23 protein-coding genes and 2 pseudogenes are annotated in these 25,877 nt (G+C 66.2%); 10 read left to right on the plus strand and 15 right to left on the minus strand.

Translation table 11 applies throughout. The annotated features are described in order from the left end of the window. Positions 1-45: 45 nt before the first annotated feature. Positions 46-1,671 (plus strand): AMP-binding protein, encoded by a 1,626-nt coding sequence (locus ATI53_RS07795; protein ID WP_009502742.1) that lies wholly within the window; start codon positions 46-48, stop codon positions 1,669-1,671. A 9-nt stretch (positions 1,672-1,680) separates the two neighbouring features. Here ATI53_RS07795 and ATI53_RS07800 read toward each other — a convergent pair whose 3' ends face one another. Further along, positions 1,681-3,015: a GGDEF domain-containing protein gene (locus tag ATI53_RS07800; RefSeq protein ID WP_111550128.1), complete on the minus strand. Its 1,335-nt coding sequence runs from the start codon at positions 3,013-3,015 to the stop codon at positions 1,681-1,683. 187 nt (positions 3,016-3,202) lie between these two features. Here ATI53_RS07800 and ATI53_RS07805 point away from each other — a divergent pair, with 187 nt between their 5' ends. Beyond that, entirely contained in the window at positions 3,203-4,228 is a 1,026-nt protein-coding gene (locus ATI53_RS07805; RefSeq protein WP_111550129.1) for a hypothetical protein, read from the plus strand. Between the two features lie 12 nt (positions 4,229-4,240). Here the strand turns inward: ATI53_RS07805 and ATI53_RS07810 are convergent, their stop codons facing one another. From ATI53_RS07810 to mutY, 8 genes are all read right to left on the minus strand, one after another. Beyond that, positions 4,241-5,578, minus strand: a complete 1,338-nt coding sequence (locus ATI53_RS07810) for an SPOR domain-containing protein (protein ID WP_111550130.1) — start codon at positions 5,576-5,578, stop codon at positions 4,241-4,243. Between the two features lie 68 nt (positions 5,579-5,646). Then, the gene (upp, locus tag ATI53_RS07815) at positions 5,647-6,279 is read right to left on the minus strand and encodes a uracil phosphoribosyltransferase (protein WP_009502746.1); all 633 of its coding nucleotides are present in this window, start codon (positions 6,277-6,279) and stop codon (positions 5,647-5,649) included. An 82-nt stretch (positions 6,280-6,361) separates the two neighbouring features. Further along, positions 6,362-7,396 (minus strand): adenosine deaminase, encoded by a 1,035-nt coding sequence (locus tag ATI53_RS07820; protein ID WP_009502747.1) that lies wholly within the window; start codon positions 7,394-7,396, stop codon positions 6,362-6,364. After that, positions 7,396-8,601 (minus strand): phosphopentomutase, encoded by a 1,206-nt coding sequence (locus tag ATI53_RS07825; RefSeq protein WP_111550131.1) that lies wholly within the window; start codon positions 8,599-8,601, stop codon positions 7,396-7,398. Before ATI53_RS07825 ends, ATI53_RS07820 begins: the two co-directional genes overlap by 1 nt. Continuing rightward, positions 8,598-9,887, minus strand: coding sequence for a thymidine phosphorylase (locus ATI53_RS07830; protein ID WP_111550132.1), 1,290 nt, complete (start codon positions 9,885-9,887; stop codon positions 8,598-8,600). The genes ATI53_RS07825 and ATI53_RS07830 overlap by 4 nt, the downstream gene beginning before the upstream one ends. Further along, complete coding sequence (locus ATI53_RS07835) at positions 9,887-10,279, minus strand: cytidine deaminase (protein WP_009502750.1); 393 nt, start codon at positions 10,277-10,279, stop codon at positions 9,887-9,889. Before ATI53_RS07835 ends, ATI53_RS07830 begins: the two co-directional genes overlap by 1 nt. Before the next feature lie 142 nt (positions 10,280-10,421). Continuing rightward, the gene (locus tag ATI53_RS07840) at positions 10,422-11,564 is read right to left on the minus strand and encodes an alkane 1-monooxygenase (protein ID WP_111550133.1); all 1,143 of its coding nucleotides are present in this window, start codon (positions 11,562-11,564) and stop codon (positions 10,422-10,424) included. Between the two features lie 101 nt (positions 11,565-11,665). Further along, positions 11,666-12,715, minus strand: a complete 1,050-nt coding sequence (mutY, locus tag ATI53_RS07845; protein WP_111550134.1) for an A/G-specific adenine glycosylase — start codon at positions 12,713-12,715, stop codon at positions 11,666-11,668. 84 nt (positions 12,716-12,799) lie between these two features. Between mutY and ATI53_RS07850 the strand changes: the two genes are divergently transcribed. Genes ATI53_RS07850 through ATI53_RS07860 form a run of 3 tightly spaced genes read left to right on the plus strand, consistent with a single transcriptional unit; the run spans position 12,800 to position 15,164 of the window. Then, positions 12,800-13,387 carry a DUF721 domain-containing protein gene (locus tag ATI53_RS07850; protein WP_009502753.1) on the plus strand — a complete coding sequence of 196 codons (588 nt, stop codon included), beginning with the start codon at positions 12,800-12,802 and terminating at the stop codon, positions 13,385-13,387. Further along, positions 13,384-14,046 carry a DsbA family protein gene (locus ATI53_RS07855; RefSeq protein ID WP_111550135.1) on the plus strand — a complete coding sequence of 221 codons (663 nt, stop codon included), beginning with the start codon at positions 13,384-13,386 and terminating at the stop codon, positions 14,044-14,046. Before ATI53_RS07850 ends, ATI53_RS07855 begins: the two co-directional genes overlap by 4 nt. Next, positions 14,043-15,164: a CaiB/BaiF CoA transferase family protein gene (locus ATI53_RS07860; RefSeq protein WP_009502755.1), complete on the plus strand. Its 1,122-nt coding sequence runs from the start codon at positions 14,043-14,045 to the stop codon at positions 15,162-15,164. Before ATI53_RS07855 ends, ATI53_RS07860 begins: the two co-directional genes overlap by 4 nt. 115 nt (positions 15,165-15,279) lie before the next feature. Here ATI53_RS07860 and ATI53_RS07865 read toward each other — a convergent pair. From ATI53_RS07865 to ATI53_RS07885, 5 genes and pseudogenes are all read right to left on the minus strand, one after another. After that, positions 15,280-16,310 (minus strand): annotated as a pseudogene (locus ATI53_RS07865) (IS110 family RNA-guided transposase). Between the two features lie 331 nt (positions 16,311-16,641). After that, complete coding sequence (locus ATI53_RS07870; RefSeq protein WP_009502756.1) at positions 16,642-17,241, minus strand: superoxide dismutase; 600 nt, start codon at positions 17,239-17,241, stop codon at positions 16,642-16,644. A 126-nt stretch (positions 17,242-17,367) separates the two neighbouring features. After that, on the minus strand, positions 17,368-17,946 hold the full coding sequence (locus ATI53_RS07875; RefSeq protein WP_223865904.1) for a sarcosine oxidase subunit gamma: 579 nt from the start codon (positions 17,944-17,946) through the stop codon (positions 17,368-17,370). Beyond that, a complete protein-coding gene (locus ATI53_RS07880; protein WP_111550137.1) occupies positions 17,939-20,977 on the minus strand; it encodes a sarcosine oxidase subunit alpha family protein in 3,039 nt (1,012 codons plus the stop codon). The genes ATI53_RS07875 and ATI53_RS07880 overlap by 8 nt, the downstream gene beginning before the upstream one ends. Before the next feature lie 67 nt (positions 20,978-21,044). Further along, a complete protein-coding gene (locus ATI53_RS07885; RefSeq protein WP_009502759.1) occupies positions 21,045-21,350 on the minus strand; it encodes a sarcosine oxidase subunit delta in 306 nt (101 codons plus the stop codon). Positions 21,351-21,541: 191 nt separating this feature from the next. Between ATI53_RS07885 and ATI53_RS07890 the strand changes: the two genes are divergently transcribed. Continuing rightward, positions 21,542-21,955, plus strand: coding sequence for a hypothetical protein (locus ATI53_RS07890; protein ID WP_009502760.1), 414 nt, complete (start codon positions 21,542-21,544; stop codon positions 21,953-21,955). 17 nt (positions 21,956-21,972) lie between these two features. Here ATI53_RS07890 and ATI53_RS07895 read toward each other — a convergent pair whose 3' ends face one another. Then, positions 21,973-23,217, minus strand: coding sequence for a sarcosine oxidase subunit beta family protein (locus ATI53_RS07895; protein WP_034451426.1), 1,245 nt, complete (start codon positions 23,215-23,217; stop codon positions 21,973-21,975). Positions 23,218-23,503: 286 nt separating this feature from the next. Between ATI53_RS07895 and ccmI the strand changes: the two genes are divergently transcribed. The 4 genes and pseudogenes from ccmI to ATI53_RS23850 all read left to right on the plus strand — a co-directional run. After that, positions 23,504-24,736 (plus strand): c-type cytochrome biogenesis protein CcmI, encoded by a 1,233-nt coding sequence (gene ccmI, locus ATI53_RS07900; RefSeq protein WP_170134541.1) that lies wholly within the window; start codon positions 23,504-23,506, stop codon positions 24,734-24,736. Positions 24,737-24,841: 105 nt separating this feature from the next. Beyond that, complete coding sequence (gene ruvX / locus ATI53_RS07905; protein WP_009502763.1) at positions 24,842-25,315, plus strand: Holliday junction resolvase RuvX; 474 nt, start codon at positions 24,842-24,844, stop codon at positions 25,313-25,315. Next, on the plus strand, positions 25,312-25,491 hold the full coding sequence (locus tag ATI53_RS07910; RefSeq protein ID WP_111550139.1) for a DUF1289 domain-containing protein: 180 nt from the start codon (positions 25,312-25,314) through the stop codon (positions 25,489-25,491). Before ruvX ends, ATI53_RS07910 begins: the two co-directional genes overlap by 4 nt. A 219-nt stretch (positions 25,492-25,710) precedes the next feature. Continuing rightward, positions 25,711-25,877, plus strand: a pseudogene (locus ATI53_RS23850) (IS481 family transposase); the annotation flags it as partial.

Here is a 25,877-nt window from a genome sequence, read left to right on the forward strand (position 1 = left end):
TACTTGCATAGTCCCCCCGAAGATCAGATGCGGGAGTAAAATGTCATGGGCTGGCTTGCCAACGAAACCGGGCTTGGGAAATGCGCTGCGAACTATGTGCCGCTGACCCCGTTGTCGTTCCTGAAGCGGGCCGTTCAGGTCTGGCCCGATCATCTGGCCGTGGTCTACGGCCCCCATCGCAAGACCTATGCCGAGTATCACCGCCGCGTCAGCCGACTTGCCTCGGCGCTGACACGAATTGGCGTGGCGCCGGGCGATGTGGTCGCGACCCTTCTGCCCAATATCCCGGCCCAGGCCGAGGCGCATTTCGGCGTGCCCGCCTGCGGTGCCGTTCTCAACGCCATCAACACCCGTCTGGACGTCGATACCATCGCCTATATTCTGGACCACGGCGAAGCCAGGGTGGTGCTCTGCGATCCGCAGTTCATCCCGCATCTGGCCGAGGCGCTGGAGCTGATGGAACAGGACCCGCCCGCCGTCATCGAGGTCGCAGACCCCCACGGCGGTGCGCATGCCTTTGGCGATTACATGGAATACGAGGATTTCCTGCAAACCGGCGACCCCGATTTCGACTGGATCCTGCCCGAGGACGAATGGGAAAGCCTCGCGCTCAACTATACCTCGGGCACCACGGGGCGCCCCAAGGGCGTGGTCTATCACCACCGCGGCGCCTATCTGAACGCCATGGGCCAGGTACTGAGCTGGCGCATGGTGCTGCACCCGGTCTACCTGACCATCGTGCCGCTGTTTCACTGCAATGGCTGGTGTCATACCTGGATGATGCCTGCGGTCGGGGGCACTGTCGTGTGCTGCCGCGACATCACGGCGCGCAACATCTATGACGCCATCGCCGACCATGGCGTCACCCATTTCGGCGGTGCCCCCATCGTGCTGAACATGCTCGTCAATGCCGCCGAATCCGACCGGCGGCCGTTCGACCAGCTTGTCGAGGTGTTCACCGCCGGCGCCCCCCCCGCCCCCGCGACGCTGGCCAAGATCGAGACGATGGGGTTCAACGTGACGCAGGTTTACGGGCTGACCGAAACCTACGGGCCTGACGTGGAATGCGCCTGGCAAGGGGGCTGGGATCACTTGCAAGGCGAAGAACGTGCCGCGCGCAAGGCCCGTCAGGGCGTCGCCATGCCGTTTATGGAACACGTCACCGTGGTGGACGACGCGATGCGGCCCGTCACGCCCGACGGCGACACCAAGGGCGAGATCATGCACCGCGGCAATGGGGTAATGAAGGGGTATCTCAAGGCGCCCAAGGCCACGCGCGAGGCGTTTCAGGGCGGGTATTTCCATTCCGGCGACATTGCCGTGCTTTACCCCGACAGCTATCTGCAAATCGCCGATCGCGCCAAGGACATCATCATTTCGGGGGGCGAAAACATCAGCTCGGTCGAGGTCGAGAACACGCTGATGGCGCATGAGGCGGTGCTGCTGTGCGCCGTCGTCGCCAAACCCGACGATACATGGGGCGAGGTGCCTTGTGCCTTCGTCGAGCTGAAGCCGCAGCACACGGCGACCGAGGCCGAGTTGATCGGCTTTGCCCGCCAAAGGCTGGCCGGGTTCAAGACCCCCAAGCGCGTTGTTTTCGAAGAGCTTCCCAAAACCTCGACCGGGAAAATCCAGAAATTCGTCCTGCGGGCACGCGCGCGCGAGGTCTGAGGCACAGGGTCAAAGCGGATCCGCCACCGGCGCCCGCCGATAGTCGTTCGGGGTCGAAACCACGACGCGGTTTCGACCCGACACCTTTGCCGCGTAAAGCGACCGGTCCGCCGCCTGAAGCGCCTGTTCCAGCCCCGGTTCGCCCGGCGGCAGCCGGGCGCATCCAAAAGACGCCGATGCGCCCTGACCGGACATCCCGCACAGGCCTCCTTCGGGCATTTCCGAGATCGCGTTGCGGCAGCGTTCAGCAATATCGCGCAGCGCCGCCTCGCGCTCTTCGGTCAGCAGGATAAGGAATTCCTCGCCGCCCCAACGGGCCAGCAAGGCATTGTCCTGCGACAGGGCCGCGGTCAAGGCATCGGCGACCCCGCGCAGAACCCGGTCGCCCTGGTCGTGGCCGAACCTGTCGTTGATCGACTTGAACCGATCCAGATCGCACAGGATCAAGCCGCGATAGCGCGTGCGGGACCGGCGCAGTTCCTGCGCCAGGCCATGACGGTTCAACAACCGTGTCAGTGGGTCGCGGCGGCCGGTCTCCTCAAGTTGTTCGATGATCGACTGAAGGTAGTGACCAAAGGCCAGCGCGATCAGCAGCATGGCCCAGCCCAGCACCCCGCACAGAACGGCGATCCGGTTCAGTTCCCCGGGTCCGCCCCCGGCCAGTCGCACGAACAGCGCCCCCGTCAGCAGCGGCACCAGAACCGCGGCCGCCGCCATCCAGCGCATCACATTTCCGGGCCGTCCGGGCATGAACAGACAGGAAAACAGCGTCTCGTTTCGCAGCAGTGTCACCAGGGCGAATTCCAGGCACCAGGCGCAGAGAATCGTCCAGATCGCCAGATCCGCGTCCAGCATCACCCCCGTCAGTACCGTTTCAAGCACCGCGATCTTGATCCGAAGCATCAGCGCCAGCGCGGCCAGCACCGACAGGGTCGCAAATCCGGACCGGCTGAGCAGGGCAACAGCCCCGAGCATTCCAAGCAATTCAAGCGAAACCGAAACCTTGCCCGAAAATCCTAGCGGATGCAGGCAGAGCGCCCTGGTAAGACGCCCGATCTGGTCAAGGTGGGGCGCCAGCGGCATTTCAAGCAGTGACAGGCAAGACAGCCCCCCGATCAGCGCGGTGGTCACGCAGGCACAGCTGCGCGCGACGCCGCAGCGGTCTATCAGCGCAAGATGCGCGGCAAAAACCGCGAATACCACCGCCGACGGAACGCTCATGTGGGCGGTCGTGCCATCCGGACGGGCAAGCAGGCTTTCGATCAGCCCGGCGCACAGGATCACGGCCATCGCGAGCGACAGCATGCCCACCGCAGAAAACCGCTCCATACCGACCGCGATCATTTGGATACCATTTAAACTTGTAGGTCTTAGCGTGCCGCGCAAGTATTAACATATTGTTAACTAAATCTCAGCCACCCGACCCGGATCCATCCCGGCCGCCGTGCCGGTTTCCCGCGTGGCGTGCATTGCTCCCGCATGCGGCCCCATGCTAGTGTTGCCTGGAAACGAGGCAGAGCAGCCCAACCCCATGACCGCACTCAAGGAGTATGATCGCCTGGAGGCCTCTGGCCTCTGGCGCCCCGAACCGGACGCGCAGCGCCGCGAGGTGATCGTGTCGCTTGGCGATGCTTCATTGACCATCTCGGAATTTTCGGGGCGTGCGCTGGCGCATTGGTCGCTCGCCGCCGTGCGGCGCGCCAACAAGGGCCAGCGTCCCGCCATCTACCATCCCGACGGCGATGCCGATGAAACGCTGGAATTGCGTGACGACGCCGAAGACATGATCGACGCCATCGAACGGCTGCTCAGGGCGATCGACCGGCGACGGCCAAAGCCCGGAAAGCTGCGTGTTGCGCTGCTGTCGGGATTCGCAGCGGCGGTGCTGGGCGCGGTGGTGTTCTGGCTGCCCGGCGCGCTTGTGGCCCACACCGAACAGGTGGTCCCGACGGTCAAGCGCGACGAGATCGGCGCGGCGCTGCTATCGCGCATCACCCGCATCGCCGGCCAGCCCTGCATGACCGACGAGGCGCGCACCCCGCTGCGCCATCTCGCCCTGCGCATCCTGGGCGAGGCGCGGCAGGGCGATCTTGTCGTCCTGCCCGATGGCGTGCGCGACACCGCGCATCTGCCGGGCGGGCTTATCCTGATGAACCGCACCATTCTTGAGGCGCACGAAGATCCCGACATCGCGGCGGGCTACATCCTGACGGAAGCGCTGCGGGCGCGCCGCGCCGATCCGCTCGGAGAGTTGCTGGACCACGCAGGCCTGTGGGCGGCGCTACAGCTTCTGACCACCGGCCAGTTGCCCGAGGCGGCGCTTGACCGCTATGCGGAATCGCTGCTGACCCGCACGGTCAGACCTGTGCCCACCCAGGATCTGCTTGCGGCTTTCGATGCCGCGCAACTGCGCAGCACGCCTTACGCTTTCGCACTGGATGGAAGCGGAGAAAGCACCTTCGATCTGATCGACGCGGACCCGCATGCCACCGATGGCAGCCGCCCCGTGCTGTCCGACGCGGACTGGGTGCGGCTTCAGGGTATTTGCAGCGGCTGACCCGCCGTCGCCCTAGCGCAGATAGGCCTGAACATAGCCCACCGCCCGCACGCGCCGCAGCGCCGCGTCCAGCGCCCGCTGGTCGCTGTAGGGGCCGACCACGACGCGCCGTGCCCCGGCGCGGTCACTGGCTCCGTCCAGATAGCGCACCGGCAGCCCCGCCGAGCCAAGCCGCGCGGCAGCCTCTGCCGCACCCTGCCCCGATGTGAACAGGCCGATCTCGACATAGCGCGTCGTATCTAAGCCCTCGGGCGCAACCGGGGCCGAACGGGTCGACACCACCGGCCCCCGCAAAGACACATTCGGCGCGCGCACGACCCCGGCGGGATAGTCCAGGACGGGGTCCTTGGCACGCACATAGCGCGATTTCGCCGGCGCCGGATTTTCACGCGGAACGGTGTTGGTCCAGCGTCGCTGGGTTTCGTAATAGCCGTCGACCGTCTGCCATGCGCGGTAAGGGTTCAGGCGGTCGTCTTCCCACGCGGGCCGATACCCCGACGGCACGATCGGCGCGACATGGGCGCGCCCGCGCCACACCTGATCCGGAACGATGCGCGCCCGCGGCGCCACGCCCGCAAGGGGAATGTCGGATCGGGAGACTTCGGCAAAGGGCGTCGTGCCCTCAAGGCGGCTGTCATCCCAGCTGCCCCGCCCCGCGCCCTGATTGCGATAGACCCTGGCCCTCGCCGGTGCCTTGCCGCGCCCGACTTCGGTCACATAGGGTTCGCTTTGCGGCCCGCAGCGCACGACCCGACCGTTGTGTTCGACATTGCCCATCTGTCCGGGCGCGCAGATCGACCCGGCGCCCTGTCTGGCCGTCGGGGTCGCGGGCATCTGGCGCACCACGGTGGCGGGCGGCGGCGCCAAAGGCGGCTTTGACGCGGGGGCCTTGACCACCGGCGCGCGGCGCGCGGCGACGGTTTCGATCGGCTTGCCCGGATCGGCAGCGCGTTTGGGCCGGGGGGTGGCTGCGGGTTTGGGCCGGGGGGCCGGCGCCGGTTTGGCGGCAAGTCTCGGCGCGGGCTTTGGCGCGGCAACCACGGGCGGCGTTGCGCGCGCGGGGGTGCGCACCGGTTCCGCAGCGGCACGGGTGCCGCCAAAGGTCGGCGCATAGCCGCAGATCTGATCGCGGTCACGCGTCACGCGCGGCACCCAGATCACCGCGCCGTCGAACCCGGCACGCACGAACACGCACCCCCGGCTGTCCACGAACTGGCGACCCGAAAAGCTGGCGGGCGGCATTTCGGAGGGCCGGTCGATGGTCTCGATCCCCTGCGCAAGGCTTGGGCTTGCCCCGCAGAGCGCAAGGCCCCCCGCAAACGCGATGATCGCCAGTCGTTTCAGATGCATGTCCGCCCCCACAGGATAACGCCGGAATCATGCGCCATGTGTTCTTCCGAGTAAAGCGCCCGAACGGCTTATTTTGTCCCGAACATGCGGTCACCCGCATCCCCTAGTCCCGGAACGATGTATCCCAGATCGTTCAGTCGCTCGTCCAGCGACGCCGTGATGATCGGAACGTCGGGGTGCGCGTCTTTCATGCGGGCCACGCCTTCGGGGGCGGCCAGCAGACACAGAAACCGGATATCCCTGGCGCCGGCCTCTTTCATCAGATCTACGGCTGCCACGGATGAATTGCCCGTCGCCAGCATCGGATCGACTAGGATCACGCAGCGATCTTCAAGGTTTTTGGGAACCTTGAAATAATATTGCACCGGTTGCAGCGTTTCCTCGTCGCGGTACAGCCCGACAAAGCCGACGCGCGCGGCGGGCACCAGTTCCAGGATACCGTCCAGCAGGCCGTTGCCCGCGCGCAGGATCGACACCAGCACCAGCTTCTTGCCCTCGATCACCGGCGCGTCCATCTCGCACATCGGTGTCTCGATCCTTTTCGTGGTCACCGGCAGTTCATGCGTGACCTCATAAGCCAGCAGCAGCGAGATCTCGCGCAAAAGTTGCCGGAAGGAGGCGGTCGAGGTGTCCTTTTCCCGCATCAGTGTCAGCTTGTGCTGCACCAGCGGGTGATCGACGACGGTAAGATGCTGTTTCATGGTCCGGCCTCCGTTTGCCCGCCCCTCTCTAGACGCGCGCCCTCCGCCCCGCAACGGTCAAGCGGGGGGCGCGGCATGGCATTCAGCCATCGAGGCGTTTCAGGATGCCGGCGCGGGTGTCTTCGTCGCAAAAAGCGGCGTCGGCCGACGTTCTGGCGATTTCGGCAAACCGCGCCGCGTCCCAGCCGTGGGTGCGCGCAAGCTGTTCGTATTCATCCGCCATCGACGTGTGGAAAAACGGGGGATCGTCGGTCGAGATCGTCACCTTGACGCCGCGTTCACGCAGTTTTTCAATCGGATGCGCGCCCAGGTTCGGGTAAACCCCAAGCATCACGTTGGAACCGGGGCAAACTTCGAGAACAATCTGTTTCTCCACGAGGTTATCCACAAGGCGCGGATCCTCGATGGCGCGCACCCCGTGGCCGACGCGGCTGACGCCAAGGTCGCGCACCGCCTCCTCGACCTCGCGCGGGCCGCGCCATTCACCCGCATGCGAGGTCAGCTTCAGCCCCGCTTCGCGTGCCATATCAAAGGAATAGGCGAAATCCCTCTGGCTGCCGCGCGCCTCGTCGCCGCCCATACCGAACCCGACGATCCAGTCGCCCGCGGTTTCGGCCGCGCACATCGCCGCGCGCCTGGCCTTGTCCGGCCCGAAGTGGCGGATGCAGGTGACAACGCCCCTCAGAGTTATCCCCAGGCTTTTCCCGGCCTCTTCCGACGCCTCCCGCATCGCCTGAAGGTATTCTTTCCATGCGGACAGATCGCCGCCGCCGCAAAAATCGGGGCTGATGAAGGTTTCGGAATAGATCACCCCGTTTTCGGCGCTTTGTTCCAGCATCGCCAGCGTCAGGCGGGCGTAATCCTCGGGCGAGGCAAGCACCGAGGTCGCCGCCTCGTAAACTTGCAGAAAATGCCCGAAATCCCGGAAATCATAAGAGCCGTCGGGCGCGAACACATTGTCCAGCCGCACGGATTTTTCTTTTGCCATGCCCCGGATGAAGGCGGGCGGCGCCGCGCCTTCCAGATGCAGATGCAATTCCACCTTGGGCAGCGCGCGAATGACCGAGATGTCATGCTCGCGCTCGTCGCGGCCGATGGGTTCGTTGGGGTCGCGCATCACAGAAAGCTCCTTCCCGGTCCTTGCGACGGCACGCCCAGATGCGCCGCCACGCTTGCCGCCACATCGGCGAAACCCACCTGCCCGACAGGCTTGGGCCCGCAGCCAAAGGCCAGCACCGGAACCCGTTCTCGGGTGTGGTCGGTGCCCGGCCAGGTCGGATCGTTGCCATGATCGGCGGTGACAAGCAGAATGTCGGTTTTCCGCAGGCGCGGCAGAAGCCGCCCGAGGCTGGCATCAAACCATTCCAGCGCGCGCGCGTAGCCCGACACATCGCGTCTATGCCCGTAAAGGCTGTCGAATTCGACAAAATTCGCAAAGGTCAGCGATCCGTCTTCGGCCGTATCCACCAGTCGCGACAAATGCCCCATCAGAGCCGCATCATCGCCTTTGTGCAAATGGTCGATCCCCTCCATCGAAAAGATGTCGCCGATCTTGCCCACCGCATGCACCGTTCGGCCCGCCGCGTGTACCCAGCTGGGCAGCAGCGGCGCGGGCGGGCGCAGCGCATAATCGTGACGGTTTCCGGTCCGCCGGAACGCCCCCGCGGTGCCGACGAAGGGCCGGGCGATCACGCGCCCCACCTTCATCTCGTGCAGCATGGGGGCGATGCGCTCGCACAGGGTCAGCAGGCGATCCAGGCCAAAGAGGTCTTCGTGCGCGGCAATCTGGAACACGCTGTCGGCCGAGGTATAGCAGATCGGCCAGCCGGTGCGCATATGTTCGGCGCCGTACCGATCCAGCATCACCGTGCCCGACCCGTGTTCGTTGCCGAGCGTGCCGCCCGCGCCGGAAAGCTCGCTCACCCTGGCCAGAAGCGGCGCGGGGAACACCGGCGGCTTGGTCGGAAAATACCCCCAGTCGAACGGCACGGGCCGCCCGGCCAGTTCCCAGTGCCCCGACGGGGTGTCCTTGCCGTTGGAAGCTTCGGTCGCCGCGCCCCACAGCCCCTGCGGCTCTGCCCCCAATCCGGGCGGCAGGGTCGCACAGGCAAGCGCCCCCGCGTGCCCCAGGCCCAAACGGTCGAGCACCGGCAGCTTCAGCGGCCCGGTGCGGCCTTCTTCAGCGCGCCCGTCCGCGCAGGCCTGCGCGATGTGCAACAACGTGTTTGCGCCGGTATCGGGCAGGCCGTCGTTGAAAAAGCGCGCCGCGTCCGGGGCCCCGCCGATGCCCACCGAATCCATCACCACAAGAAATGCTCTCACGCGATCCGCTCCCGTACCAGCGGGCCGGGTTCCGGCGCTGTCTCGCCCAGGACGAACGCCGCCTGTATCATGCGCAGCTCCGCCTCGGCTTCGGGTTCGCGGCGGGCATGGACACGGGCCAACGGCTGCCCGGTCTCGACGCGCTGGCCCAGGCGCAGCACCTCAGACAGACCCACGGCCGGGTCGATCATGTCGGTTTCGACCCTGCGCCCGCCCCCAAGCCGCACAACCGCAAGCCCCAGCGCCTCGCCGTCGATTGCAGTCACGACGCCCGACGCGGGCGCGGGCACCTCGCGGATCACCGTCGCTTCGGGCAAGTGGCGGCGCCAGTCATCGACAAACCCGTGCGGGCCGCCAAGGCCGTGGATCATCCGCCCCATCCGTTCTGCCGCCCCCCCCGAGGCAAGCGCCTCGCGCAGCCGCGCCTCCGCATCGGCTATGCCCGCACCCGCAAGCAACGGCGCGCCCAGCGCCAGCGTCAGGTCGTAGAGCTTGCCCTTCCCGCCGGTCAGCACCTGCATCGCGGCGTCAACCTCCAGCGCGTTGCCCAGCGCGGGCGCGATGGGCTGGGTCATGTCGGTGACCAGCGCCGTGGTCGGGCAGCCCGCCGCGTTGGCCGTATCGACCAGCGCCCGCGCCACGGCGCGCGCGTCGGCGTCGGTCTTCATGAACGCGCCGCTGCCGACCTTGACATCCAGCACCAGCCCTTGAAGCCCCGCCGCCAGCTTCTTGGACAGGATCGACGACGTGATGAGCGCCAGGCTTTCGACCGTGGCGGTCACGTCGCGCACCGCGTAAAGCCGCCGGTCGGCGGGCGCGACGGCGGCGCTGGCCGACACGATGGCGCAGCCGGCGTCGGCCACGACACGGCGAAACCGCGCCTCATCCGGCGCGACCGCATAGCCCGGAATCGCGTCCAGCTTGTCAAGCGTGCCGCCGGTGTGCCCCAGCCCCCGCCCCGAAATCATCGGCACATAGACGCCGCAGGCCGCCAGCGCGGGTGCCAGCACAAGCGACACGCAATCGCCCACCCCCCCCGTCGAATGCTTGTCCAGCACCGGCCCGTCCAGATCCCAGCGCATGACCTGCCCCGTGTCCCGCATCGCCAGCGTCAGCGCCACGACGTTGGCCTCCGACAAGCCGCGCAGGCAGACCCCCATCGCAAAGGCGCCCGCCTGGGCATCGCTTACCCGCCCGTCGGCCAGCCCGGCGGCAAAGTGGCGCAGGGCATCGGGCGACGGCTCTTCGCCACGGCGAAGTGCTGCGATCAGCGCGCGCGCATCCATCAGACGCGGCCCATGTCGTCGTTGCGAAACGCCCCCGGCAGCAGCTCGCCCACCGTCGTGCGCAAGGTGTCCCCCGACAGGGTCGCCAGCGTCACCACGACCTGGGGGCCGGCGAATTCGGCCAGCTTCTGGCGACACCCGCCGCAGGGCGGCACCGGACGCGGGCTGTCGGCCACCACATAGACCTCGGAGATTTCGGCCTGCCCCGCGGCGACCATCGCCGCGATGGCGCCCGCCTCGGCGCAGGTGCCCTCGGGGTAGGCGGCGTTTTCCACGTTGCACCCCACATGAACCGATCCCGCAGGCGTCCTGACCGCCGCCCCCACCTTGAACCGCGAATAGGGCACATAAGCGTTTTCGCGCACCGCGCGCGCGGCCTGTTCAAGATCCATGAAACTCTCCTGCTGCCTCCTGGCCACCATGTTTGAAAGCCCCCCGTCCGGATTGCAAGCCCCGGCACAGCGGACCGGCCCGCGGGTTTCGTCTGGCCGCGCATGTTTCGGCGAGGGCCCGCCCAGGTCGCGCGCCCCTGCGCTAGCGGCCCGTGCGCGACCGGCGCGCGCACGCTCTGTTGTCATCCGACCAATCGACAATATCGGGATACCATGTGCGCCGCCACGCCCTGACCCTGGGGTTCATGATGCGCCGCCAGAGCGGGGGCACCATCGCTGCCATGGTCATGATCGGATAGCCGTAGGGCAGCTGCGGCGCGGTTGCATCGGGGTAGGTCTGAAGCAGCGGAAACCGGCGGTCGGGCTTGTGGTGATGATCGGAATGGCGTTGCAGGTTTATCAGCAGCCAGTTGGTCGCCGTGTGCGCGGAATTCCACGAATGGTGCGGTTTGACATGTTCGTACTTGCCGTCCCCCAGATGCCGTCGCGTCAGAGCGTAATGTTCGACGTAGTTGGTCAGTTCCAGCTGCCAGATCGCCACGCCCGCCTGCACCGCAAGGAACACCAGCCCCGGCCACCCCCCCAGCGCCCCCGCAAGGCCCAGCATCGCCAATTGCAGCGCAGCGTATTTCCAGAACGGATTGCGCCGGTGCCACCACGGCAGCCCGCGCCGCGCCAGCAACGCCCGTTCAGCCCTGAACGCCGACGCCGGACAGTCGCGCAGCACGCGGGGGTAATAGCGGTGAAAGCCTTCGTTGTAGCGCGCTGTCACCGCATCGCGGGGGGTGCCGACCCAGACGTGATGCACCAGCAGATGTTCCGAGCGGAAGTGCGAATACAGCACCATGGCCAGCAACCCGTCGCCAAGAGCGCGTTCCAGCCGGTTGCGCTGATGCAGCAACTCGTGGCTGTAGACGATGCCGACCGAGCCGGTCATCACGCCGGTTCCGAACATCACGCCGAACTTTTCCAGCGCGCTCAGGTGATCCGCATGGCCCATATACCAGATCAGCGAGAACAGCGCCACGAACTGCACCGGCGCCCAAAGCATCACGCCAAGGCGGTACCAGAACAGATCGCGGTCGCCGGTCTGCGGATCGGCGTTCTGCTCGTTCAGGCCCAGCGCCGCGTCGAGCGCCGAAAACAGGTACCACGTCGCGAGCGGCGGCAGCAGCACCCAGGCGCCTCCCCGCACCGCCCCGAGCCAGGTCAGCGGCGGCAGGATATATGTCAGCCAGAACGGCATGGCCGCCGTCACGCGCGCCAGCTTCTCGGATGGGATCACCGTGGCGCCTCCTTGTGCGTCCTGCAAAGCGGTCGCGCGCAGGTTAGCCCCGTGCAATCGCCCCTGTCACGCGGCATATCGCCCGCCTGCCCGCGCCGGTATCACGGCCCGCGCGCCAGATCGAAGGCCTTGCGCATCACCGTGGGCAAATCCGACGGGCTGAAATCCTCGGGGCCGACAAACACGCCGCGACCGGGGGGGCGGTCCATCGGCACCAGCGCGGTCCTGACCGTCAGGCGCAGATGGAAATGGGTGAAGGTGTGGCGGGCCTCGCCCGGCAGGGTCTTCCATTCGGCACGGATCGGGGGGGACTCCGGCGACGCTTCCTCGGCCCAGTCGCTGCCCGGCCAGCCCAGCATGCCCCCCAGCAACCCCTTGTCGGGGCGGCGTTCCAGCAGCCAGGCGCCATCGACCCGGCGCGCCAGGTAGGCGATCCCCAGCCGGGTGGGCTTGCGCTTTTTCGGCGCCTTCTTCGGCAATTCGACGGCGGTGCCCGCATCCCATGCGGCGCAGGCGCCGCGCCAGGGGCACAGCCCGCAGGCCGGGTTGCGAGGCGTGCAGATGGTGGCGCCCAGATCCATCACCGCCTGGGCGTAATCGCCGGGCCGGTCCGCCGGCGTCAGCGCGGCCGCCATTTCGGTCAGGATCGGCTTGGCCTGCGGCAGCGGCGTGTGTTCGTCATGCACCCGTGCCATGACGCGTTCGACATTGCCATCCACCACCGTTGCGGGCAGATCAAAGGCGATGGCCGCGACCGCCCCCGCCGTGTACGGGCCGACGCCGGGCAGCGACAAAAGCCCGTCCAGCGTGTCGGGGAAAACCCCGCCGTGATCCGCCACCACGGCGCGCGCGCATTTCAGCAGGTTGCGGGCGCGGGCATAATATCCCAGCCCGGCCCAGGCGGCCATCACGTCTTCGTCCCGCGCGGCGGCCAGATCGGACACCGTCGGCCAGCGCGTGGTGAACGCCTCGAAATAGGGTTTCACCGCCGCCACGGTGGTTTGTTGCAACATGATCTCGGACAGCCAGACCCGATAGGGATCGGGACGCCCGCCCGGCACCCGCGCCCGCGGCGGCACGCGCCAGGGCAGCGCGCGGGCGTGGCGGTCGTACCAGACAAGCAGATCCTGCGGGCGGGGGGTTTCACGCAACGGTGACATTCCTTTGATGATGTAATTCCGGGCTGGCGCCCGGTGACCGGGCCACTAGAATAGCGCCGGGCAGAGGGATTCAAGATGGCGCGGCGTTCGACGACAACATACGGTTTCACCCAGACCGGCGGCCTTCTCAAGGGCGATATCCGGCGCGCCAGCGAAAGCCGCGGCTTTGCGCAGTCGCGCGTGCTGACCCATTGGGAAGAAATCGCTGGGGCCGACATTGCCGCGATTTCGCGACCCGTCGAGATAAAGTACAACGCCCGCGCCCGCTACGACCTGTCGAGGAACAAGAAGGGCGCCACGCTGGTGCTGCTGACCAACGGCGCCAACGCCCAGCTGTTGCAGATGCGCAAACAGGAAATCTGTGACCGCATCAACGCCGCGTATGGTTATGGCGCGATTTCCGACATCCGCATCACCCAGACCGCCAGTTCCGGTTTTGCCGACGGGCGCGTGTCTTTCGACCACGCCCCGAAGAAAACCACCCCTGCCACGCCCTCGCCCGCGCAGAAGGCGCAGGCCCACCGTGCCACCAGCGACGTCGGCGATCCCGGCCTGCGCGAGGCGCTTGAACAGCTTGGCGCCAACATCATATCCAAAACGCAACGCCAGGCCGGGGCCCGACCGGCCCTGCGGACCAGACCAGACCCGAAGGAACACCCATGAAGCGCATCCTGACCACCGCCGCCCTCGCCGCCGTTCTTGCCGCAGGCGGCAGCTGGGTCTTCAGCCCCGGCGCCCAGCCCCCGATGGGCGCCGCCGGCGCGCAGGACGCCTCCGCCCCCGCCGAAGTGACAGTGACCGACATGGTGCTGGGCGACGCGGACGCGCCGGTGACGGTGATCGAATACGGCTCGTTCACCTGCCCCCATTGCGCCACCTTCGAAGAAGAGGTCTTTCCCCAGATCAAGGAAAACTACATCGACACCGGCAAGGTGAAATTCGTCTTCCGCGAGGCGTATTTCAACAAGTACGACATGTGGGCGTCGATGATGGCGCGCTGCGGCGGCGAGATGAAATATTTCGGCATCGTCGACATGATCTACAGCACCCAGAACGACTGGGCCCGACAGAACAGCGAACAGGCGGTCGCGGATTCGATCCGCAAGATCGGCCTTCAGGCTGGCATCGACAAGGACGCGCTGGACGCCTGCATGGCCGACGGTGCCAAGCTTCAGGCGCTGGTCGGATGGTATCAGGACAACATGGAAGAGGATGGCTTCAGCTCGACCCCGTCCTTCGTGGTGGATGGCGATCTGCGCGCGAACATGTCCTATTCGGAGTTTTCCGAGCTTCTGGACGAACGCGTCGACGCCGCGCAATGATCTCGGCACCCAACGGCCCCCTCGAAGGGGTGAAGGTCGTCGAACTCGCGCGCATCCTGGCCGGCCCCTGGGCGGGCCAGGTGCTGGCGGATCTGGGCGCCGAGGTCGTCAAGGTCGAGGCCCCGCGCGGAGACGATACCCGCAAATGGGGACCGCCCTTCATCGACCGCGAAGACGAACGATCGGCGGCGTATTTTCACTGCTGCAACCGGGGGAAGCAATCGGTGGTCGCGGATTTCACCACCCCCGAAGGCCAGCGGCAGGTCCGCGACCTGGTGCGCGACGCCGACATCCTGATCGAGAATTTCAAGGTCGGCGGGCTGGCGAAATACGGGCTGGACCACGCATCTCTGGCACAGATCAACCCCGGTCTGATCTACTGCTCGGTCACCGGATTCGGACAGGATGGCCCCTACGCGCACCGCGCGGGATATGACTACATCATCCAGGGCATGTCGGGGTTCATGTCGATCACCGGCAACCCGGACGGGCAGCCGCAGCGCACCGGGGTCGCGATCACCGATCTGTTCACCGGGCTTTATTCGGTGTCGGGCATCCTTGCCGCGCTGCACCAGAAACAGCGCACCGGCAAGGGACAGCATCTGGACATGGCGCTGCTGGATTGCGCGGTGGCGGCAACGGCGAATCAGGCGATGAACTACCTTGCCACGGGCGCGGCGCCGGGCCGCACCGGCAATTACCACCCGAACCTGACGCCCTACCAGGTGTTCGACTGTTCGGATGGCTACATCATCATCGCCACCGGCAACGATCCGCAATACCAGCGGCTTTGCGGTCTGCTCGGACTGCCGGATCTGGCCGCGCATCCCGACTACGCCACCAACGCCGACCGCATCGCAAACCGCCAGCCGCTTGAAGCGCTGCTGATGGCGGAGACGGCGAAATGGTCCAAGGCCGACCTGCTTGCCGCGTGCGAGCGCGAAGGCATCCCCGCCGGTCCGATCAACGACCTTGCCGAAGTCATGGCCGACCCGCAGGTACAGGCTCGCGGCATGCAGATTTCGCCCGAAGGCGTGCCGGGCGTCCGGTCTCCGTTCCGGTTTTCGGATGCGGCGCTGCGCCTTGACCGCGCCTCGCCCAAACTGGGAAACAGCTGAGGCGCCCGCCGCAGGTGTGCGGCCGGTGCCGGGCACCGGACGGGACCAGCGCGGCGCCGACGGGGTTTCCGCGCGGATGAAACGGGGTGTCGTTTGGCGCGCCTGTCGGTGTCGGTCATGCGGCTGCCCCGTCCGCGGTCGACCGGGTCAGCCGAAATGGAGCATTGTCGCTCCACATCCGGTGCAGGACCACGGCGAGCCGTCGGGCGACGGCAACGACGGCTCGCCCAATTCCACGCCGCTGCGCGACCCGCGTGCCCCAGGCCTTGAGCCAGTTCTTCGGGTGGGAATGATAGAGCATCACCGTGGCCGCCTGGAACAGAGCCGTCCTTACAGATCGGTCCCCGGCACCGCTGATCGCGCCCACCACGTCGCGTTCACCGGATTGTTCGCGCCGGGGCGTCAGTCCAAAATGCGGGCCCACCATCTTGGAGGATCGGAACCGCGCCGGGTCGTCGATCCCGGCCTTCACATGCAGCGCAACGACGGCGCCAACCCCTGGAGTGGACATCGTCAACCGGCAGATCCGGTCCTGACGCGCGATCCGGCGCAGACGCAGTTCGATCCGGGCCAGTTCCGAGCGCAACCCGGCCTGACCACGCAGCATCGAGGTCACCATGGCGGTCAGCATCTCGTTGCCGCTTGCCAGTTCGCGGGCGCGGTCCGGCAGCTTCCGGCGGCCGATCCGCCCGAGCTTGAGCCCGAACCCGCGCAGCAGGCCCGCATCGACAACTCGATGCTGATCATCGACTTCTGAAGCGTTCGGCGGGCCCCGAGCAGGGCACGCAGTTCCTGCGTCGATACCGACTTGCGGTGCACGGGGCGGAACCAGCCCATGCGGATAAGCTGCGCGATCCCGACTGCATCGCGGCGGTCAGTCTTGATCGGCATGGCCTTCAGCGCGCCCTTCACCTGTCGCGTTTCCATCAGCACCGCTTCCAGACCTGTATCCCGGAGATGCCGATGCAGCCACTGCGACAACGGCCCGGCCTCAAGCCCGACGCAGGCAAGGTTATGGTCCAGATCCCGCAGGAACGCGATTAATGCTTCCGGTTCACAGGAAACCTTCGCCTCTCGCACGGTGGCGCCCGACCGATTGACCACGCAGCTCTCAAGGGACACGTCGATCCCGACAAAATGATCCATGATCTTGTCCTCCCTCTGGGATCGTTGCCGCCGACCGGTCGGTCGGCTGTGGCAGGACGATACCAAGCTCATGGTCGGCAACTCAGTGAAACGCCCGGCCTGGGAGCGACTCGCCCATTAAGCCATCTCTTTCGGGAATGTCCCCCGCGCGACGCCATCAGAGGGAAACGCATCAGAGCCGATTGGAGGCTGTCATTTGCCGCGATCCGCGATTGATCCCTGGCGGCGCCTGATCGCCACGGACCCGGCGCTTGACGCAAGGCATGCAGGCCACAAGGAAACGCCCCGCGCCTTTCGGCACGGGGCGTCCGGATGCGGCTGAAACGTCAGTTCACATGCGCGATGCGACGTTTTCCCAGTTCACCAGATTGTCGAGGAAGTTCGCCAGATATGCCGGGCGCTTGTTGCGGAAGTCGATGTAGTAGGAATGTTCCCACACATCGCAGCCCAGCAGCGCGGTCTGGCCAAAGCACAGCGGGTTCACGCCGTTTTCGGTCTTGGTGATCTTGAGCCCGCCATCGCTGTCCTTGACCAGCCAGGCCCAGCCCGACCCGAACTGGCCGGCGCCCGCGGCCGAGAAATCCTCTTTGAATTTCTCGATGGTGCCGAACGATTCTTTCAGCGCGGCTTCCAGCTCGGACGGCATGGTGGATGCGTCCGGGCCCATCATTTCCCAGAACTGGGCGTGGTTCCAGTGCTGGCTTGCGTTGTTGAACAGGCCCGACTGCGCAATCGCGGTCTTGTCATAGGTGCCGGTCACGATCTCTTCGAGCGACTTGTCAGCCCATTCGGTGCCTTCGGTCAGCTTGTTCAGCGTGGTGACATAGGTGTTGTGGTGGATGTCGTGGTGGTATTCCAGCGTTTCCTTGGACATGCCCTTGGATGCCAGCGCATCGTGCGCATAGGGAAGGTCGGGAAGTTCGAAAGCCATTTTCTATCCTCTCTGTATGTGTGTTCTCGACCCAGAGTCCTAACTCCGCAAGGCGTGAGGTCAAGCGGTCTCGCGGTTCAACCATGCACATGGCACCGGGCTGTGCAGCACAGCCGCGCCGATGCGTCAGCGGACGTGAAAGCCCACCTCGCCGCCCGCCCCCGCCGCCAGGGTCAGCACCCCGAAGGCATACTCCGCCACCGAGCGAAACACAAAGATCTGCATCGTATCGGCATCGCGCATCCAATAGCCCGCCGCCACCTGCGCCAGCCGCGACCGGCGCACCATGCCGGGGACAAAGGCCTGCGGCGCCATGTCCACCGGGGTCAGTTTGGCCAGTACATCGCGCAGGTGCCCCCCCGTGATGCGGAACTGCGCGCGCGCGTCCGACACATCGGCGATGGCGATGAACCAGCCATCGAACACCTGGCCCAGCTGCGCCATCAGGGTCGGCACCGCGTCATAGGGGCACAGCAACAAAAGCTCGTCCGGCGACATCCACAGCAGCGCGCGGTCGCCGTCGGACGTGGCGCCCAGCGGTTCGGGAACGGCAAAGCCCAGAGTCTCGCCCAGCTTCCAGCGGAAATCGTCGGACAGATCGCAGCGCAGGGTGATCTGCCCCTGCGCAGGCAGCGCCTCGACCGTCACAACGCCCTCGCTGCGGGCGCCCTGCATCGGTGCCATAACATCGGACGGATCAGACATCCTGCTTTTCCCCCTTTGGATCAAAGAACACCGGGCTGACGATCTTTGCCTCGACGAGGCTCAGCTTGCGGGTGGTATGCTCTTGCTCCTCGGCGGTGAACCAGATCGTTTCGCCCATGCGGCCAGGTCCGTTTTCGACCAGCCCCATGGCGATGCCCCGCGTCAGCGTCGGCGAATAATAGGTCGATGTCACCCGCCCCTGCACGTTGCGCTGGCCATTGGCGTTCTTGCCCGCCGCCACCGCATAGGCGCCATCGGGCAGCACCGATCCATCGGGCGTTTCCAGCCCCACAAGCTGCCATCGGTTGCCACGCACCATGTCAGGGCGCTCTTGCGCCCGTTTGCCAAGGTAGTCGGTCTTTTTCTTCGAGATCGCCCAGCCAAGGCCCAGATCCTGCGGAATCACCGTGCCGTCGGATTCGTCGCCGATCATGATGAACCCCTTTTCGGCGCGCATGACATGCAGCGCCTCGGTGCCGTAGGGGGTAATGTTCCACTCTGCCCCGGCCTGGATCAGCTTGTCCCAGAAGGCCCGGCCCCGGTTGGCGGGAATGGCGATCTCATAGCACAGCTCGCCCGAGAAACTGATGCGATAGACCCGGACCGGCGTGTCGGCGAGCCTGCCATCGGCCCATTGCAGGAACGGCAGCGCGTCCTTGGACACATCCATCCCGCCCAGCTTTTCCAGCAGCTTGCGGGCGTTGGGGCCGACCACGGCGATCTGCGCGTATTGTTCGGTAAGGTTGACGGTATAGACCTTCCAGTCCCACCATTCGCATTGCAGCCAGTTTTCCATATGGGCGTGGACGTGATCCGCGCCGCCCGAGGTGGTGTGGCAAAGCCAGCTGTCGCCGGTCAGGCGGACCACCACACCGTCGTCCATCAAAAAGCCGTTTTCGTTGCACATCAGCCCATAGCGGCATTTGCCCACCGGCAGCGTCGACATCATGTTGGTGTACATCATGTCGAGGAATTTCCCCGCATCCGGTCCCTTGACCAGGATCTTGCCAAGGGTCGACGCATCCAGAACGCCAAGGCTGCCGCGCGCGGCGTTGATTTCGCGGTTCACGGCATCGCGCTTGCTCTCGCCCGTTTGGGGATAGCAATAGGGGCGGCGCCACTGGCCGACGATCTCCCACGCCGCGCCATGCGCCGCGTGCCAGTCCTGCATCGGGGTGCGGCGCAGCGGCTGGAACATCTCGCCACGCGCCTCGCCCGCGATCACACCAAAGCTGATCGGGGTGTAGGGCGGGCGAAACGTGGTGGTGCCGACCTGCGGGATCGGCTTGCCCAGCGCATCCGACAGAATGCCCAGACCGTTGATATTGCTCAGCTTGCCCTGATCGGATGCCATGCCAAGCGTGGTGTATCGCTTGGTGTGCTCGACGCTTTCATACCCCTCGCGGGCGGCCAGTTGCACGTCCGACACCTTGACGTCGTTCTGATAGTCCAGAAACGCCTTCATCCGCAGGTCGGCGCGCGCCTTGGCGGGCATGATCCAGACCGGCATCAAAGACGATTCATCCGTGGTCTGCGCTGGCGGGGCTGCGGCGTCCGCGGCCTTGATCCCAAGGCGGCGGGCGGCGTCGACCCCGGTTTGTGCGGCGCAGCGCAGCGTTTCGGGCAACGCAAGCGCCCCGTTCGCCGCGCCGCAAGCCAGCACGAACGGCAGGCCATCGGCGCCCGTTGGCGCGCGCTCCGGGTCGGGGCGAAAGAACGCCCCTGCCTCATCCCACATCAGCTTGCCGCCGGTGTGCGACCACAGATGCACCACCGGAGACCAGCCGCCCGACATCGCCACCGCATCGCAGGGAATATCTTCGAGGCTGGACCCCTCACCGATCTGAAGACAGCTTGCCACGCCGGTGACGCGCCTGGTCCCCAGCACCTTGCTCACCGCCCGGCCCGGCTCGATGCGGATGCCAAGGGCGCGGGCCTCATCGGCGATCTTGCCACCGCCATAGGGGCGCGCATCAAGGATCGCGGGCACCTCCAGCCCCGCCCTCACAAGGCAGATCGCTGTGCGATAGCCATCGTCGTTGTTGGTCACGACCACCGTACGCCGTCCGGGTATGACCCCGAAATTCACTACATAGTCGCGCATCGCGGCAGCCAGCATCACCCCCGGCACATCATTGCCCGCAAAGCTGAGCGGGCGTTCGATCGCGCCTGTCGCGGCAATGACCTGACGCGCGCGGATGCGCCACAGGCGGTGACGCGGACCCGCAGAGCCGGGCGCATGGTCGCTGACACGTTCATATCCCAGCACATGGCCGTGGTCCTGCACCGCAGCCCCCATCAAGCGCAGCCGCATCCTGACGTTGGGCATGGCCTCCAGCGCGGCGACGGTTTGCGCGACCCATGCGTCGGGGTCCATGCTGTCGATGATGCCGCCATCGACCGGAGCCCGCCCGCCCCAATGGGCGGTCTGTTCGACCAGCAGAACCTGCGCTCCGGCCTCGGCGGCGGTCTTGGCCGCCATCAGCCCGGCGACGCCGCCCCCGATCACCAGCAGGTCCACATGGACGTGGAAATGTTCATAGCGGTCCGCATCGCGGCTTTCGGCATCAGGCGCGCGCCCAAGCCCGGCGGCCTGCCGGATTACGGGTTCATACAGGTGTTTCCACAGCCCGCGCGGCCACAGGAACGTCTTGTAATAGAACCCCGCCGGCAGAAACCGCGCCAGCCGGGCGTTGATTGCGCCGACATCGGTTTCAAGGCTCGGCCAGTGGTTCTGGCTTTCGCTCACCAGCCCGTCGAACAGCTCGGTCGTGGTGGCGCGCTGGTCGGGTTCAAAGCGGTTGCCCGAGCCCAGATGCATCAGTGCGTTGGGTTCTTCAGCGCCCGAGGCGACAATGCCGCGCGGACGGTGGAATTTGTAGCTGCGCCCGACCAGAATCTGGTCGTTGGCCAGCAGCGCCGAGGCCAGCGTATCGCCGGCATAGCCCGTCAGCCGCTTGCCGTTGAAGCTGAACCCGAGCTGCTTGCTGCGGTCGGTGAAACGGCCGCCGGTGGTGAGTCTTGCGCTCATGCCTGAAGCCTCGCGTTGGGTGTGCCGGTGCCGCCTGCGGTGAACAAATGTCCCATACCCCGGACGATCATGCGCGCCGCGCCGCGATGGCATCGCGGATGTGCTGCGGCGGCTCGGTGGTCCGGGCGGAATAGGTGCCATAGACCTGCATCGTCACGCTGTCGCGCGCGGCCAGAAACCACTTGCCGCAGCCATAAGCGTGGCGCCAGCGTTCCAGAACCACGCCGCGCGGGTTGTCGCGCATGAACAGATATCCCTCGAAATCCGCGTCGTCGCTGCCGGGTCCGACCCGTTTCAGATGCGCTTCGCCGCCGGGCGCAAGGTCGATCTCGGCGGCGTGGGCGCCGCAGCAGGGGCACAGCAGGGTCAGCATGGGGATCCTCCGTAAAAGCGCGCGCGGCGTTCGCATCCTGCCGCCTGCGCGACATTGTTGCCGGGAAGGCGCGCAAATATCAGGCAACGGACGGTATGTTGAACATTTCCTGAATTGGGTTGATCAGCCTTAACGCGCATTTTCGGGGCCAGGCCTACCTTTGAAGAAAGACGATAAAAAAGGAAAAGCCCATGAGCAGAGTGCTGACACTGACACTGACGTCCCATCGCGGGCGCGACTATCCGGTCGAGTTGTTCACCCCCGACACGGCCTTTACCGACAGCGGAGCGGTGTACCTGTACCTGCGCATGCCGCAGGGCCGGTCGTTGCGCGCGCATGTGTTGTATGTGGGCGATGCCGCGCTTCTGGCACAGCAGATCGGCGTCGACCGTCGCCCCGGCGGGATCTGGGATCAGGCCGAGGCAATGGGCTTTGACACCATCGGCGCGCTCGCGCTGGCGCGCCCCGAAGACCGCAAGCTGATCGCGCGGGAATTCATCCACAGCTGGAACCCGCCCTGCAACGACGGGCACGGCGCCCTGAGCGGGCTGGTGGGCCTTGCCACGCCGATGCCCGAACTGCGGATGGGTGGCTTTCGACGATAACAGCGGAGCTTCCGGGATCAATGCGCCACCCCGGCGGCGACGGATTCGTCGATGAACCGCCCCTCACGAAACCGGTCCATGCCGAACGCCGCCGTCAGGGGCGATGCGCCCGTCGCCATCAGCTCGGCAAATCCCCAGCCCGAGCCGGGGATCGCCTTGAACCCGCCAGTGCCCCAACCGCAGTTGATGAAACAGCCCTCGACCGGGGTTTTGGACAGGATCGGCGAACGGTCGCCGGTCACATCCACGATTCCCGCCCATTGCCGCATCATCTTGAGCCGTGAGATCATCGGAAAGGTTTCCACCAGCGCCCGCACCGTTTCCTCGATATGCTGGAAACTGCCGCGCTGGGTGTAGTTTATATAGCCGTCCGTGCCGCCGCCGATGACCATTTCGCCCTTGTCGGACTGGCTCATGTAGCCGTGCACGGTGTTGGCCATGACGACCACGTCCATGCAGGGCTTGATCGGTTCCGACACCAGCGCCTGCAAGGCCACGGATTCCAGCGGCAGGCGAAAGCCCGCCATCCCGGCCAGCACGCCCGAATGCCCCGCCACGACAAGGCCCAGCCGATCGCAGTCGATCCGCCCTTGCGTGGTTTCAACGCCCCGCACCCGGCCCGCCGACTGGCGCACCGCCGTCACCTCGGTGTTCTGGATGATGTCCATGCCCATGTCCGAACAGGCCCGCGCATAGCCCCAGGCCACAGCATCGTGGCGCGCGGTGCCGCCGCGCGGCTGCCACAGCGCCCCCAGCACCGGATAACGCGGGCCGTCTATATTCATGATCGGACACAACCGCTTGACCTCGGCGGGCGAGATCATGTCGGTGTCGATGCCCTGCAAGCGGTTGGCATGCACCGTGCGCTGATAGCCGCGCAGCTCGTGTTCGGTCTGGGCCAGCATCATCACGCCGCGCGGGCTGAACATCACGTTGTAGTTAAGATCCTGGCTTAGTCCTTCGTAAAGCGAGCGCGCCTTTTCATACAGCGCCGCCGACGGGTCCTGCAAATAATTCGAGCGGATGATCGTGGTGTTGCGCCCGGTGTTGCCCCCGCCCAGCCAGCCCTTTTCGATGATCGCCACGTTGGTGATGCCGAAATTCTTGCCAAGATAATATGCCGTTGCAAGCCCGTGCCCGCCGGCCCCCACGATCACCACATCGTAGCGCGTCTTGGGCGCCGGGCTGCGCCAGGCGCGCGCCCAGCCGGTGTGATGGCGCGCAGCCTCTCGGGCGACGGCGAACATGGAATATCGTTTCATCAAGCCTCGAATCCGGATCGAAGGGAACGGGATGTCGCATAGACCTGAGCACGGGCAGCCCCCCTTCCGCAACCGTCAGGTTCAGACAGATTTGCGACGGCGGCCGATCTTGGGGCAACTCGGTCACGCCGCCTCGGGCAACTCGGTCACGCCCGCCTCGGACGATGTGGTCACGCCCGCACCGGGCGATCCGCCGCGCCTGTTGGGTCTTTTTTCCGACGCGCCGCGCCTGTACATGACCCAAACGGGAAGACCCGCGCCCCCGCGCAAAACCACGGGAGAAAGCATGACCCTTTTCTGGATCGTCTCGGGCGCCGCGGCGCTTGCGGTTGCCGCCATCCTCGCGCGCGCGCTGCTGCACGCGCGCGCCGGCGCAGCGCCGGGCACCGACCACGACCTGTCCGTCTACCGCGACCAGCTGCGCGAGATCGACCGCGACGCCGCCCGTGGCGCCATCCTCCCCGAAGAGGCCGAACGCCTGCGCACCGAAGTCTCGCGCCGCATCCTGTCCGCCGACGCCCGCTCGGGCGGCAAGGCGCCCCCCCTCACCCAGCCGCGCGGACCGGCATTGGTGCTTACCGCGCTGATCGTGCCCGGCCTGTTGATCGGCGCTTTCGCGCTTTACTGGCAACTGGGGGCGCCCGGATACCGTGACCTGGGGTTGCAGGACCGCATCATTCGCGCCCGGGACGCCCGCGCAAACCGCCCCGACCAGGCCGAAGCCGAATCCCGCCTTCCCCCAAGCGCGGAGGCCGACGCCCCGGCCGATTACCTCGACCTCGTCGAAAAGCTGCGCACCACCGTACAGGACCGCCCCGATGATCCGCGCGGTCACACCCTGCTGGCCCGTTCCGAAGCGGCACTGGGGAATTATGCGGCCGCCTACGCCGCACAGCGACAGCTGATCGCGCTCAAGGGCGATGCCGCCACCGCACAGGATTACGCCGATCTGGCCGATATGATGGTCCTGGCCGCCGGAGGTTATGTGTCGCCACAAACCGAACAGGTCCTCGACGAAATCATGCGCCGCGACCCGGAAAATGGCGTGGCGCGCTACTATGGCGGGCTGATGATGGCCCAGACAGGGCGACCCGACGCCGCCTTCCGCATCTGGGACAAGCTGCTGCGCGACAGCCCCGCGGATGCGGCATGGATCGCCCCGATCCGCGGCCAGATCCAGGACCTTGCGATGCTGGCCGGGGTGAATGATTATGCCCCTCCCCTGCCCAACCCCGGCATCGCCGGTCCCAGCGCCGATGACATAACCGCGGCGTCCGGGTTGACCGCCGACGACCGTCAGGCGATGATCCAAGGCATGGTCGACCGGCTGGAAGACCGCCTTGCCACGCAGGGCGGCAGTCCGCAGGAATGGGCGCAGCTTATCGGCGCGCTCGGCGTGCTGGGTGACGCGGATCGCGCTGCCGCCATCTGGGCCGAAGCCAGAATCGTCTTCGCCGCGCAACCCGAGGCGCTCGGTATCGTTGAACAAGCCGCGACAGACGCGGGTGTGGCGCAATGACCCCGGTTTCTTGTGGCCCGACCGATCCCGGAGAAGGCGCCGTACCGCAACGGGCGCGGCGTCGTTCGTGCCTTTCCGCACCCCGCCCCCAAGGACCGCCCACCCATGATTCATGACGACATCGAAAGCTTTGCCGCCGCGCTTGCGCCGATGCGCCCTCTTGCCGGGCTGGACCTGGGCACCAAGACCATCGGAGTTGCCATTTCCGACCGTCTGCACGGCGTCGCCACGCCGCAGGAAACCGTCAAACGCAAGAAATTCACCCTCGACGCGAACCGCCTTCTGGCGATCCTGAAGGACCGTGAGGTTGGCGGCATCGTGCTGGGTCTGCCACGCAATATGGATGGTTCCGAAGGCCCGCGCTGCCAGTCCACCCGCGCCTTTGCCCGCAATTTTGCGCAACTCTGGGACGGGCCGATCGCCTTCTGGGATGAACGCCTGTCGACCGTCGCCGCCGAACGCGCCCTGATCGAGGCCGACACCAGCCGCGCCAAACGCGCCGAACTGATCGACCATGTCGCCGCCTCGTTCATCCTGCAAGGGGCACTGGACCGCATGCACCATCTGAAAAACGCATGAGCCAGCCCATCGACAGCCCCTGCACCAAGGTCTGCCTGATCGACCCCAAAAGCAGACTCTGCACAGGTTGTTTGCGCAGCATCGACGAGATCACCGCCTGGGCGAACCTGCCGCCGGAAACACGGCGCGAAATCATGCAGACCCTGCCCGCGCGCCGCCCCCTGCCGGCACACTGACCTAGGTGTTTAGTCCCAGCGTGTGATGGTCTACTTATCTGTGACCATGGGAAGGGCGCACTATGGGACAAATTCTTCACGGCAGCGCCACGCACTGTTACCCGGCAGGCGATTTGCAAGGCAAATCTGCCGAGAGGGCACGCACGCCATCAGAGCAGCAATACAGCGATCCATTGGCTGGCAGTCGTTTGCGCAGCACAACGATGAGAAGCGCAAGCTTCGAACGCGGCGCTGAGCCGGGAGTTGGGCATCAACGTCAAGACCGTCGCCAAGTGGCGCAAGCGTGCGACGGTTGAGGACGTGCGGATGGGTCCGAAGGACGCGCATTCGACAGTTCTCAGCGTCGAGGAGGACGCCGTGATTGTCGCTTTCCGGCGCCACACGCT

The organism is Salipiger aestuarii (genome assembly GCF_003259905.1).
GTDB lineage: Bacteria > Pseudomonadota > Alphaproteobacteria > Rhodobacterales > Rhodobacteraceae > Salipiger > Salipiger aestuarii.